This is a genomic window from Variovorax sp. P1_G12 (genome assembly GCF_056405555.1).
Window position 1 is genome coordinate 269,059 of record NZ_JBFUBW010000001.1, and the last position, 12,093, is coordinate 281,151.

The window sequence follows — 12,093 nt, forward strand, 5'->3', positions numbered from 1 at the left end:
TGGGGGAAGACGCCATGGCGCCTACTCGTTGTCGCGCAGCGGCGCCGCGGGCGACGGGTGCAGTCCGGCGCTTGCGCCACCGCCGCGCGCGGGCTGGTCGGCCGACACGAAGGCATCGAGATGCGGCACCTCGCCATGCAGCTTGAGTGGGCGGTTGCCCGTCAGGCGCCGCAGCAGCACGTAGAACACCGGCGTCAGGAACAGGCCGAACGCGGTCACGCCGATCATTCCGGAGAACACCGCGATGCCCATCGCCTTGCGCATCTCGGCCCCGGCGCCGGTCGACAGCACCAGCGGCAGCACGCCCATCACGAAGGCCATCGAGGTCATCAGGATCGGCCGCAGGCGCAGCCGGCTGGCCTCGATCGCCGCCTGCAGCGGCGTGCGCCCGGCGAACTCCAGCTCGCGCGCGAACTCGACGATCAGGATCGCGTTCTTGGCCGACAGCCCGACCAGCACCATCAACCCGATCTGCGTGAAGACGTTGTTGTCGCCGCCCGACAGCCACACGCCCGTCATCGCAGCCAGGATCCCCATCGGCACGATCAGGATGATCGCGACCGGCAAGGTCAGGCTCTCGTACTGCGCCGCCAGCACCAGGAACACCAGCAGGATGGCGAGCGGGAACACCCACAGCGCCGAATTGCCGGCCAGGATTTCCTGGTAGGTCAGCTCGGTCCATTCGAAGCCGATGCCCGGCGGCAGCGTCTCGGCCGCGATGCGCTCGATCGCCGCCTGCGCCTGGCCCGACGAGAAGCCCGGCGCCGGGCCGCCGTTGATGTCGGCCGCGAGGAATCCGTTGTAGCGCATCGCGCGCTCCGGCCCGTAGCTGGGCTGGATGTTCATCAGCGCCGACAGCGGCACCATCTCGCCGCTGGCCGAGCGCACCTTGAGCAGGCCGACGTCCTCGGCCCGCGCACGGTAGGGCGCATCGGCCTGGACGCGCACGCTGTAGGTGCGGCCGAAGCGGTTGAAGTCGTTCGCGTAGAGGCTGCCGAGGTAGATCTGCATGGTGTCGAACACGTCGGTCACGGACACGCCGAGCTGGCGCGCCTTGGTGCGGTCGATGTCGGCATAGAGCTGCGGCACGTTGACCTGCCAGCTGGTGAACATGCCCGCGAGCTCGGGCGTCTGGTAGGCCTTCGCCATGAAGGCCTTGACCGCGCCGTCCATCGCCGCGTAGCCGAGCGAGCCGCGGTCCTCGAGCTGCAGCTTGAAGCCGCCCGTGGTGCCGAGGCCCTGCACCGGCGGCGGCGGGAAGATCGCGATGAAGGCGTCCTGGATGCCGGCGAACTGCTGGTTGAGCTGGCCCGCGATCGCGCCGGCGCTCAGGTTCGCCGACTTGCGCTGGTCGAAGTCCTTCAGGCTCACGAACACGATGCCGGAGTTCGAGCTGTTGGTGAAGCCGTTGATCGACAGTCCCGGGAAGGTGATCGCATGCTCGACGCCGGGCTGCTTCAGGACGATGTCGTTCATGCGCCGCGTCACCTCTTCGGTACGGTCCAGCGTGGCGCCGTCGGGCAGCTGTGCGAAGCCGATCAGGTACTGCTTGTCCTGCGCCGGCACGAAGCCGCCGGGCACCGCCTTGAACAGGCCGAAGGTCAGGCCCACCAGCGCCAGGTAGATCGCCATCATCAGCGCCTTGCGCGAGATGGCGCCCTTGACGCCGCGGCTGTAGCCCTCCGCGCCGCGATGGAACACGCGATTGAAGGCGCGGAAGAAGCGGCCGAAGACCCGGTCCATGCCGCGCGTCAGCGCGTCCTTGGGCGCATCGTGGCCGCGCAGCAGCAAGGCGGCGAGCGCGGGCGACAGGGTCAGCGAGTTGATCGCAGAGATCACGGTCGAGATCGCGATGGTCAGCGCGAACTGCTTGTAGAACTGTCCCGTGAGGCCGCTGATGAAGGCCAGCGGCACGAACACCGCCACCAGCACCAGCGCGATGGCGATGATCGGCCCCGACACCTCGCGCATCGCGCGGTAGGTGGCCTCGCGCGGCGTCAGGCCGGCCTCGATGTTGCGCTCGACGTTCTCGACCACCACGATCGCGTCGTCGACCACGATGCCGATCGCCAGCACCAGCCCGAACAGGCTCAGCGCATTGATCGAGAAACCGAACAGGTGCATCACCGCGAAGGTGCCGATGACCGAGATCGGCACCGCCAGCAGCGGGATGATCGAGGCGCGCCAGGTCTGCAGGAACAGGATCACGACCAGCACCACCAGCGCAATGGCCTCCAGCAGCGTGTGGATCACCGATTCGATCGAGGCGCGCACGAACTGGGTCGGGTCGTAGACGATGCTGTAGTCCACGCCGTCGGGCATGTTCTTCTTGAGCTCGGCCATGGTGGCGCGCACGTCGTTCGAGATCTGGATCGCGTTCGAGCCCGGCGCCGCGAAGATCGGCACCGCCACCGCGTCCTTGTTGTCCAGCAGCGAGCGCAGCGCATAGCTCGAGGCGCCGAGTTCGAGCCGCGCGACGTCGCGCAAGCGGGTCACGGCACCGTCGCCGCCGGTCTTCACGATGATGTCGCCGAATTCGTCCTCGGTCTGCAGCCGGCCCTGGGCGTTAATCGAGATCTGCATGTCGACGCCCGAGAGGCCCGGCGAGGCGCCGACCACGCCGGCCGCCGCCTGCACGTTCTGCTCGCGGATCGCGCGCACCACGTCGCTGGCCGAGAGGCCGCGCTGCGCCACCTTCTGCGGATCGAGCCAGACCCGCATCGAGTAGTCGCCCGATCCGAACAGCTGCACGTCGCCCACGCCCTGCACGCGCGCCAGCCGGTCCTTGACGTTGAGCACCGCGTAGTTGCGCAGGTAGGTCATGTCGTAGCGGCCGTTGGGCGACAGCAGGTGCACCACCATCGTCAGGTCGGGCGAGCTCTTGATGGTCGTGATGCCGAGTCGGCGCACCTCCTCGGGCAGCCGCGGCTCGGCCTGCGAGACGCGGTTCTGCACCAGCTGCTGGGCCTTGTCCGGATCGGTGCCGAGCTTGAAGGTCACGGTCAGCGTCATCAGGCCGTCGGTGGTCGCCTGGCTGCCCATGTAGAGCATGCCCTCGACGCCGTTGATCGACTCCTCGAGCGGGGTCGCCACGGTCTCGGCGATGACCTTCGGATTGGCGCCGGGATAGTTGGCCCGCACCACGACCGAGGGCGGCACCACCTCGGGGTACTCGGAGATCGGCAGGCCGCGCAGCGCGATCAGGCCCGCGATCAGCATCAGCACCGACAGCACGCCGGCAAAGATCGGCCGGTCGATGAAGAACTTGGAAAGGTTCATGAGAGTTTCCCCCGAGCCGGGATCAGGACTTCGCGTCCGCCACGTGCTGGGCTTGCGGTTGAACTTCGGACTTCGCGTCCATGGTCACGGCCTGCGGCGCCACCAGCGCGCCCGGACGGATGTGCTGCAGGCCGTTGACGACCACGCGCTCACCGGCCTTCAGGCCCCTGGAGACGACGCGCAGACCGTTGACCGGCGCGCCGAGCGCCACTTCGCGGTACTCGGCCTTGTTGTCCTCGCCGACCACCAGCACGAACTTCTTGTTCTGGTCGGTGCCGACCGCGCGCTCGTTCACCAGCAAGGCCGCTTCGTCGCGCGCCTGGCCCATGCGGATACGGGCGAACTGGCCCGGGATCAGGCTGCCGTCGGCGTTGTCGAAGGCCGCGCGCACGCGCACCGTGCCGCTCTTGGCGTCGACCTGGTTGTCGATCAGCTGCAGGCGGCCCTGGTAGGGCGTGCCGTCGCTGCCGGCGGTCCCCATCTGCACCGGGATGCCTTCGATGCGGCCGCGTGCGCTGGCACCGCCCGGCAGGTCCTTCAAGGCCCGCACCACGATCTGCTCGTCGGCATCGAAGCTCGCATAGATCGGGCTGACCGAGACCAGCGTCGTGAGCACCGGCGCGCCGGGGCCGGCGGCCACCAGGTTGCCCGCAGTCACCTCGAGCTTGCCGGTGCGCCCCGACACCGGGGCGCGCACCTGCGTGTAGCCCAGGTTCAGGCGCGCGCTCTGCAGCGAGGCCTGCGCGGCGCGCAGGTTGGCCTCGGCCTCGCGGCCGGCGTTGCTGCGCTCGTCGAGCTCGCGCTGGGCGATGGCCTTCTCCTCCCACAGGCGGCGGGCCCGCTCCTGCTCGCTGCGGGTGAACGAGACCCGGGCCTGGGCCGAGGCGACCTGCGCCTCGGCGCGTTCCACTTCGGCCGCGTACGGTGCCGGATCGATGGTGATCAGCAGTTCGCCCTGCTTCACCAGGGAACCCTCGCGGAAGTGCACGGCCTGCACCGCGCCGGCCACGCGCGAACGCACGTCGACCCGCTCGACCGCCTCGAGCCGGCCCGAGAACTCGTCCCAGGTGTTGATGTCGGTCGCGACCACCGTGGCCACCGAGACCGGTGTCGCGCGCGGCGCCGCGACGGTCGTGACATCGTTCGCCTCGGCATTGAGGCTGTGGAAGCCGAGCGCCGCGGAGGCGATCGCCACCAGGGCCGTGACGCCGGTCACCGCGGGCCAGAGGCCGCGGCGGGCCGGGGAGGAGTGTTGAGGGTTCGACATGATGGTGGTCCTTTTGGTGACTCTTGGGAAAACACGACGCCCTCCCGCGCGGGTGGCGCAGGACAGCGGGAAGCAGCAGTTGTTGCAGGGCGCACGGCACCCCGCGGCGGGGCAGTCGCCGTTCGGGTCGAGGTGCCGTCACCTCGGTGTTGGGAAGGGCTCCGCGCGAACGGAACCGTCAGTCAGCGCACGGCCGCCGTGCGCCGTCGCTCAGTGCGGCGGTGGGGCCGCGCTGAAGAAGTCGCGGAAGTGCTTCTGCACCACCGCCTCGCAGGCGGCGCAGCCCGAACCTTCCGGCTCGTAGAGCGCCGCGGGCCAGTTCGCAGCGCCGGGCAGCACACTGCTGGTCACCAGGATGCCGGCCTCGCCGAGGCGGCGCGCGAAGTTCAGCGCCTCGTCGCGCATTGGGTCGTCCTGGCCGACCAGCACCAGCGTCGGCGCCACCTCGGCCAGCCGCAGCGACCCGCCGGGCACCGCATAGGGATGCGTGGCGTTCATCGGCCGGCGCAGGTACTCCTGCCAGCCCGAGGCCCACTTGCACTGCGTGGCATCGCCCGAGGCCTTGCGCAGCGACGCGGTGCCGGCGCAGGGGTCGAGCATCGGCGACAGCAGGATCTGGCCGGCCAGCGGCGGATGCGCACGATCGCGCGCCATCAGCGCCACCGCGGCGGCCAGGTTGCCGCCGGCCTCCTCGCCCGCCAGGAACACGCGGGCTCCCTTTCCCGCCAGCTTCACGCGCTGCTTGTAGAGCCACTCGAGGGCCGCGTAGCCGACCTCGATCGGCTCCGGGAACGGTGCCTTGGGCGCCAGCGGATAGTCGAGCGAGACCACCACGGCGCCGGCACCCGCCAGCAGGCGGGCGACGCTGCGGCCGTTGTCGAGGTCGCCGCAGACGAAGGTGCCGCCATGGAAATGCAGCACCAGGGGCACCGTGGCACCCCGCGAACGCTCGCCATACAGGCGGGCCTGCACCGGCTCGCGGTCCGGCAGCTCGATCCGGATGTCGGTTTCTGTGCCGCGCGCGGCGGCCGGGGCGGCATCAGCGGCTGACAGGACGGGACGGGTGGGCATGGCAGGCTCGGTGGGTTGAACGATGACTGAAATATAAGGCCGTGCCTTGTCGCTCCAACAGGGCACCTTCCCCCACTCTGTTTCCAATCGGCTAACAATCGCATACAGGCGCCGTGTGAGAATTCCGCTCCCCCGGCCCCCCAGCCACCCCCCAGGAGCAGCACAGATGGATCAGATCCAGGGCATGCGGATCTTTGTCCGTGTCGTCGAAGCAGGCACGTTCACCCGCGCCGCAGACTCGCTCGGCCTGCCCAAGGGCACGGTCACCAAGCAGATCCAGGCGCTGGAGTCGCGCCTGCACGTGAAGCTGCTGAACCGCACGACGCGGCGCGTCACCGTCACGCCGGACGGCGCCGCCTATTACGAGCGCACGGCGCGGCTGCTCAACGATTTCGACGACATCGAGGCCAGCATGACCAATGCGCAGGCCAATCCCACGGGGCGACTGCGCATCGATGTCGGCTCGTCGATGGCCCGGCTGGTGATCCTGCCCGCGCTCTCGACTTTCTGTGACCGCTATCCCGACATCCAGGTCGACGTCGGCGTCAGCGACCGCACGGTCGACCTGATCACCGACAACGTCGACTGCGTGATTCGCGGCGGCGACCTCACCGACCAGTCGCTGGTGGCGCGGCGCATCGGCAACCTGCCCTGGATCACCGTGGCCTCGCCGGCCTACCTGAAGCGCTACGGCGCGCCGCAGCATCCGTCGGACATCGAGAAGCGCCACCTGGTGGTGAGCTTCTTCTCGGGCAGCACGCGCCGCATTTACCCCCACGAGTTCCACCGCGGCGAGGAGCAGCTCGAGATCGCGGGGCCCTACCGCGTCTCGGTCAACGACAGCAATGCCCACATGACGGCGGTGCTCGGCGGCTTCGGGCTGTCGCAGGTCATCACCTACATGGCCGAGCCCTACCTCGCGAGCGGCGAGCTGGTGCAGATCCTGCCGGACTGGACCCGGCCGCCGCTGCCGGTGCACGTCGTGTATCCGCCGAACCGCCACCTGAGCGCCAAGGTGCGGGCCTTCGTCGACTGGGCGGCGGAGCTGTTCGCCAAGCACCCGCAGCTGCAGCGGCTCTGATTCAGGGGCGCGCCGCGATCCACGCGCGCTGCAGCGCCTGCTGGCTGGCGGGCGGCAGCACGCCGAGCCGCAGATGCCCGGGAAGCCCGAACGAGGCCGTGTCGCGCAACTGGATACCGGCCTGGCGCAGGGCGGCGGCGCGCCCGGCGGTGTAGACCGCATCCGGTTCGGCACAGAAGAAGTTGGCGACGCTGGGGAAACAGCGCCAGCCCAGCGATTCGCACAGCGCGTGCTGCTCGGCCTTCCAGGCCCGGAGCGTGGGCAGGCTCTCGGCCAGCCAGTGCTGCGCCGGCTCGCCGGCCCAGGCCTCGAGCAGCGCCACGCCGTGGGCGCCCAACGGCCAGGAAGGCGCGAGGCGCACCAGACGCGCGGCCATGTCCTGCGCCCCCAGGGGCGCGATCGCATAGCCCGCTCGCACACCGGTCAGGCCGAGCGCCTTGTTGGGCGTCCAGAGCTGCCAGGCGCTGTCGCGTTGCGCGTCGCTCAAGGCCAGCGCGCCCTCGAGGCGCAGCGGTTCGTAGGCGAGATCGAGCACGCAGGTGGCGCCCCCGCTCAACGGGCCGACCCGGCTCATCAGGTCCTCCTGCGGCTGGCCCAGCGGGCTGCCGGGGTCACAGCACCAGACCAGATCGGCCGCGCCGTCCGCCGTCGCGATCTCGAAGTGCCAGGCCTTGGCGGCCCGGAGGTAGTCGCCATAGCCGTGCCGCGGGACCCGGACCCGCCCGCCCCCGCCCTGCGACACGGCGGCCGTGACTCGGCCGATGAATTCGCTGGCGCTCGCGGCGATCACGATGCGGCAGACCTCGACGCCGTGAAGGCGGGCCAGCCGCTCGCGCAGCCTCAGGTAGTGCGGATCGGGATAGCGGCTGGCGTCCGCCGCCTGCAACGCCTGCAGCGCGGAGGGACACGGTCCGCAGGCATTGCCGTTGGTCGAGAAGTCGTGCGGCACCGCGCCCTGGGCATCGGGTCCGCCGTGCATGAGTTCGAACATTTCGGAGGCCTTCATGCCCCTCCCATCAGTAAAAGGCAGGCGCTTGCTGCCGTTGCGCACAGGCCGGCGACGACCACCACACGCGCTGCGAGTTGCACCGCTTTCGCCGTATCGTCGGCCGAGGCGCCACGGCCTTCTGCGTTGAGCACATAGACGCCGGGCTTGGCCAGCCGGACGCCCAGCTGCAGCGCCATCGCGGCCATCGGCCAGCCGCTGTTGGGCGACGGGGTTCGGCGCGCTTCGCGGAAGAGGGCCCTCCCCCCTGCGCTTGCCGGGCGGGAACGCGCGCAGGACCACAGGAACAGTGCCGTCAGGCGGGCCGGCAGCCAGGACAGCAGGTCGTCGGCGCGCGCGGCCCATTTGCCGGCCCATTCCCACTGCCGCCCCTCGCGCTCGCCGCGGTAGCCCCACATCGCATCCGCCGTGTTGGCGAACCGATAGACCGCCGCGCCCGGCAGGCCGAACAGGACGAACCAGAACAGCGGCGCGACCAGCGAATCGTTGAGGTTCTCGGCCAGCGACTCGATGGCGCTTTCGCGCACCTCGGCGGCGCTCAGCGAAGTCACGTCACGGCTCACCAGCCTGCCCAGCTGCACGCGGCCTTCATCGAGCGAGCGTCCCAGCGCCGCTTCGACCGCCAGCACCTCGTCGCGAAGCATGCGCCAGGCCAGCAGCGGCTTGAGGGCGACGCCCGCGAGCAGCACCCCGGCCCAGATCGGCAGGCGGCTCACGCCTGCCGCCACTGCGCAGGCAGCGGCCGCAACCAATGACGCGCCCACACACCACCCGATCGCGCCGCCGGCCATGGACGCGAATTTGCGCGCCGGCATGCCCGCGGGCGGCGCGATACGCCGTCCGACCCCACCCAGGTAGCGCCCCATCCAGACCACCGGGTGCCAGCGCGCAGGCGGCTCCCCGACCCACCGGTCGATGGCCAGCGCGAGCCAAAGGGCACCCACAGAACTCAGCACCGCCATGTCTTCACCCATATCTCCCCGCCCCCGGCCGGCGCAGCCAGGCCCGTTCGTGAGACACCGCGGAACCGGCTTCGCCGGGCCGAAGGTGTTGCCCCCGGCAGGGGGTGGGCGCCCGGACACGCAGTGCCGGGCAACCTGGGGGCGAGCTCAATCTTCTATGCCGCGCTGCGCCGGAATGCCGGCCTTGAACGCGTGCTTGATCATCTGCATCTCGGTCACCGTGTCGGCCAGCTCGACGATCTCGGGCGGGCAGCGCCGGCCGGTCAAGACCACGTGCACCTCCTTCGGCCGTGCGCGCAAGGTCTCGAGCACGCCTTCGAGCGGCAGCCAGCCGTAGATGAGCGGGTAGGTGATCTCGTCGAGCACGACCAGGAAGTGCTCGCCCGAGAGGATCGCCGATCGGGCCCTCTCCCAGCCATCGCGGGCCAGCTGCGCGGAGCGTTCGAGATCCTGGGTCTTCCAGCTGAAGCCGTCGCCCAGGCCCTCGATCGGAATCCCGATCTGTTCGAACATGCGGTGCTCGCCGAAGCGCGCGCTCGGCACCTTCATGAACTGGAAGATCTTCACCGGCTTGCCTCGGCCATGGGCCCGCAGTGCCAGGCCGAAGGCGGCCGTGCTCTTGCCCTTGCCGTCGCCGGTGTTGACGATCACAAGGCCGCGGCGCTCGCCTTCGGGCTTCTCGTAGGGCTTTTCGGTGGGGGGTGTTTCGATCTGCATGGGGTTCCTGATTGAGCTTTGTTTGTCTAGTGCATGACAGCCAGCCACCGGCCTTCCACGCGATGAACGACCACGCGCCGGTCGAACACCGCTTCCAGCGCAAGGTGGGTGGCCGGATCGTCGCAGGCGCCATGGTGCAACACGCGGCCCTGTGCCATCACGACCATCGCATCGGCGCACAGCGCGGCGTTGAGCTCGTGCAGCACGCTGACCACCGTCCGGCCAGCGGCCACCAGCGCGCGCACGGTCTGCATCCAGTCGGCCTGGTGCGGCGGATCGAGGTTGGCCAGCGGCTCGTCCATCAGCAGCAGTTCGGCCTCGACCGCCAGCGCGCGCGCCAGCAAGACGCGCTGGCGTTCGCCGCCCGAGAGCTGGCCGAGCGGCCGCTCGCGCCATTCCCAGGCCTGGGTGCTGCGCAGCGCCCGCTCGACCGCCGCGCGGTCGGCCTCGCTGGGGGCCGCCAGCCAGCGCTGGTGCGGCAGGCGGCCGAGCATTGCGACGTCGTGCACCAGCAGGTCGTCCGCGCTGCCCTCGCCCGCGCCGCCCTGGCCGAGCCAGGACAAGCGCTGCGCGCGCGCGCGCCCCGACCAATCCGCCAGCGGCCGGCCGAGCGCGCTGAGTTCGCCGCCATGCGCCAGCAGGCCCGCCAGCACCTTGAGCAGGGTCGACTTGCCGGCGCCGTTCGGTCCCACGATGCTGGTCCAGCGACCGCCCGCCAGCGACAGGTCGATGCCGTGCAGCACCTCGGCCTGGCCCAGCCTGGCCGTGATGCCGCGCGCCTCCAGCGCGGGCCCGTGAATGACGACCGGCGCGCTCACAGGCCCCCCCGCGCGCTGCGCCGGTGCATCAGCCACAGCAGGTAGCTGCCGCCGAGCACCGCGGTCAGCACGCCGACCGGCAGCTCTAGCGGCGCGACCAGCCAGCGCGCGAGCAGGTCGGCGGCCATCAGCAGCAAGCCGCCCATGGCGGCCGACAGGACGATGAGTCGTGCGTGCGTGGTCTTCACGACCGAGCGCACCAGGTGCGGCGCCGCCAGGCCGACGAAGGCGATCAGCCCGGTCTGCGCCACGGCCGTGCCGGTGGCCAGCGCCAGCACCGCGACCAGCGCGGCGCGCATCGCGCCCAGCGGCAGCCCGAGGCTGGCGGCCGTGGCTTCGCCGAGCGCCAGCCCGTCGAGCACCGGCGCCAGCGCCCAGGCCAGCAGCAGGCACAGCGCACCCAGGCCGCCCATCACGGCACAGGCGCTCCAGCCGACCAGGCCGGTGCTGCCGAGCATGAAGCCCTGGATGGCCTGCAGGATGTCGGCCGAGGCGATCGTGAGCAGGTCCTTGGCCGCGCCCAGCACCACGCCGACGATCACGCCGGCGAGCAGCAGCCTGAGCGTCTGCTGCACGCCGCGCGCCAGCAGCAGCGTCAGCATCACCGCGAGCACGGCGCCGAGGAAGGCCGCCCCCGTGAGGCCGAGCCGCACCACCCATTGGGTGCTGACCGGCGAGAGTCCGAACAGCGACAGCGCCAGGGCGACGCCGAGCGAGGCCCCGGACGCGCTGCCCAGCAGGTACGGGTCGGCCAGCGGATTGCGGAACAGCCCCTGCGCCACCGCGCCCGCCAGGCCCAGCAGTGCGCCGGCAAGCCAGGCGCCCAGCGTGCGCGGCAGGCGGATGTCCCAGACGATCTGCAGCGCCACCGGATCGTGTCCTGCCGCCAGCATGTTCTCGAAGCCGGTGCTGCCGACGCCCGCGCCGAGCAGCAGCAGCAGCAGCGCCAGGATGACGAGGGCGATGCCCAGCGCCAGTGCGCGGCGGTGCTGGCTCTTCACCGGCAGCCTCGCGTCGCATGCGCGCGGGAACCCGTCACCGCGCCTTCTCCTGCAGGCACTGCGCCATCAGCCGCGCGGCTTCGCCCATGCGCGGCCCGGGACGCACCAGCACGTCCGACTCGGCAGCGCTGAAACGGCAGATGCGGCCTTCGCGCACCGCCCGGATGGCGCCCCAGCCCGGCCGCTGCTCCAGCCCCTGCGCGCTGCGTTCGCCGACCATGATCAGGTCGGGATTGGCCCGGACCACGAACTCGGGGTTGAGCTTCGGAAACGGGCCGAGCGCGGCCGGCACGATGTTCTTCACGCCGAGCCGCGCGAGCGTCTCGCCGATGAAGGAGACTTCGCCCGCCGCATAGGGCGCGCTGTTGACCTCGAAATACACGCGCGTGCGCGCCACGCGCGCGGGCAGCGACTGCGCCGCCGCCGAGACGCTGGCGTCGATCGCGCGCCACACCGCCTGCGCGTCGTCCACGTCCAGCACCCGGCCCAGTGCGTCGAGCACGCGGCGCACGTCCGCATGGTTCTTCGGCTCGAGCACCAGCACCCGGAGCCCGAGGCCCTCGAGCCGCTCGGTGACCCGGGACGACCTCGACAGCAGCACCAGGTCGGGCTTGAGCGCGACGATCGCCTCCACGTTCGGGTCCAGCCCGCCGCCGACTTGCGGCAATGCCCGTACCGGCGCAGGCCAATTGGAATAGCGGTCGACGCCGATCAGCCGGTCGCAGGCGCCCAGCGTGCAGACGGCCTCCGTCAGCGAAGGCAGCAGGCTCACGATGCGCTGCGGCGGCCGCGGCAGGTCCACCGGGACGCCCCGTTCGTCGGTCACGACCACGGCCTGGGCCGCCACGCCCAACCAGCACAGGGCGGCGCAGGCCAGCCGCGCAAACATCT

The 12,093-nt window shown here is 70.9% G+C and carries 10 protein-coding genes; 1 reads left to right on the forward strand and 9 read right to left on the reverse strand.

The features are described from left to right. Positions 1-21 precede the first annotated feature (21 nt). The 3 genes from AC1D2O_RS01335 to AC1D2O_RS01345 form a co-directional block, all read right to left on the reverse strand. A complete protein-coding gene (locus AC1D2O_RS01335) occupies positions 22-3,279 on the reverse strand; it encodes an efflux RND transporter permease subunit (RefSeq protein WP_478088522.1) in 3,258 nt (1,085 codons plus the stop codon). A gap of 22 nt (positions 3,280-3,301) precedes the next feature. Further along, entirely contained in the window at positions 3,302-4,546 is a 1,245-nt protein-coding gene (locus AC1D2O_RS01340) for an efflux RND transporter periplasmic adaptor subunit (protein WP_478088519.1), read from the reverse strand. Positions 4,547-4,756: 210 nt separating this feature from the next. Further along, entirely contained in the window at positions 4,757-5,617 is an 861-nt protein-coding gene (locus AC1D2O_RS01345; RefSeq protein WP_478088517.1) for an alpha/beta hydrolase, read from the reverse strand. A gap of 166 nt (positions 5,618-5,783) precedes the next feature. Between AC1D2O_RS01345 and AC1D2O_RS01350 the strand changes: the two genes are divergently transcribed. Then, positions 5,784-6,698 (forward strand): LysR family transcriptional regulator, encoded by a 915-nt coding sequence (locus AC1D2O_RS01350; RefSeq protein ID WP_478088514.1) that lies wholly within the window; start codon positions 5,784-5,786, stop codon positions 6,696-6,698. Position 6,699: 1 nt separating this feature from the next. On the opposite strand, the gene AC1D2O_RS01355 is transcribed toward AC1D2O_RS01350, so the two are convergent. The 6 genes from AC1D2O_RS01355 to AC1D2O_RS01380 form a co-directional block, all read right to left on the reverse strand. Then, the gene (locus AC1D2O_RS01355; protein WP_478088512.1) at positions 6,700-7,704 is read right to left on the reverse strand and encodes an aminotransferase class I/II-fold pyridoxal phosphate-dependent enzyme; all 1,005 of its coding nucleotides are present in this window, start codon (positions 7,702-7,704) and stop codon (positions 6,700-6,702) included. After that, positions 7,701-8,666 carry an adenosylcobinamide-phosphate synthase CbiB gene (gene cbiB, locus AC1D2O_RS01360; RefSeq protein ID WP_478088537.1) on the reverse strand — a complete coding sequence of 322 codons (966 nt, stop codon included), beginning with the start codon at positions 8,664-8,666 and terminating at the stop codon, positions 7,701-7,703. Before cbiB ends, AC1D2O_RS01355 begins: the two co-directional genes overlap by 4 nt. A gap of 147 nt (positions 8,667-8,813) precedes the next feature. Then, positions 8,814-9,383 carry a cob(I)yrinic acid a,c-diamide adenosyltransferase gene (gene cobO / locus AC1D2O_RS01365; protein WP_478088509.1) on the reverse strand — a complete coding sequence of 190 codons (570 nt, stop codon included), beginning with the start codon at positions 9,381-9,383 and terminating at the stop codon, positions 8,814-8,816. A gap of 26 nt (positions 9,384-9,409) precedes the next feature. After that, complete coding sequence (locus AC1D2O_RS01370) at positions 9,410-10,201, reverse strand: ABC transporter ATP-binding protein (RefSeq protein ID WP_478088506.1); 792 nt, start codon at positions 10,199-10,201, stop codon at positions 9,410-9,412. After that, positions 10,198-11,202, reverse strand: a complete 1,005-nt coding sequence (locus AC1D2O_RS01375) for a FecCD family ABC transporter permease (RefSeq protein ID WP_478088504.1) — start codon at positions 11,200-11,202, stop codon at positions 10,198-10,200. The genes AC1D2O_RS01370 and AC1D2O_RS01375 overlap by 4 nt, the downstream gene beginning before the upstream one ends. Positions 11,203-11,236: 34 nt before the next feature. Continuing rightward, on the reverse strand, positions 11,237-12,091 hold the full coding sequence (locus AC1D2O_RS01380; RefSeq protein WP_478088534.1) for an ABC transporter substrate-binding protein: 855 nt from the start codon (positions 12,089-12,091) through the stop codon (positions 11,237-11,239). Between the last annotated feature and the right edge of the window lie 2 nt (positions 12,092-12,093).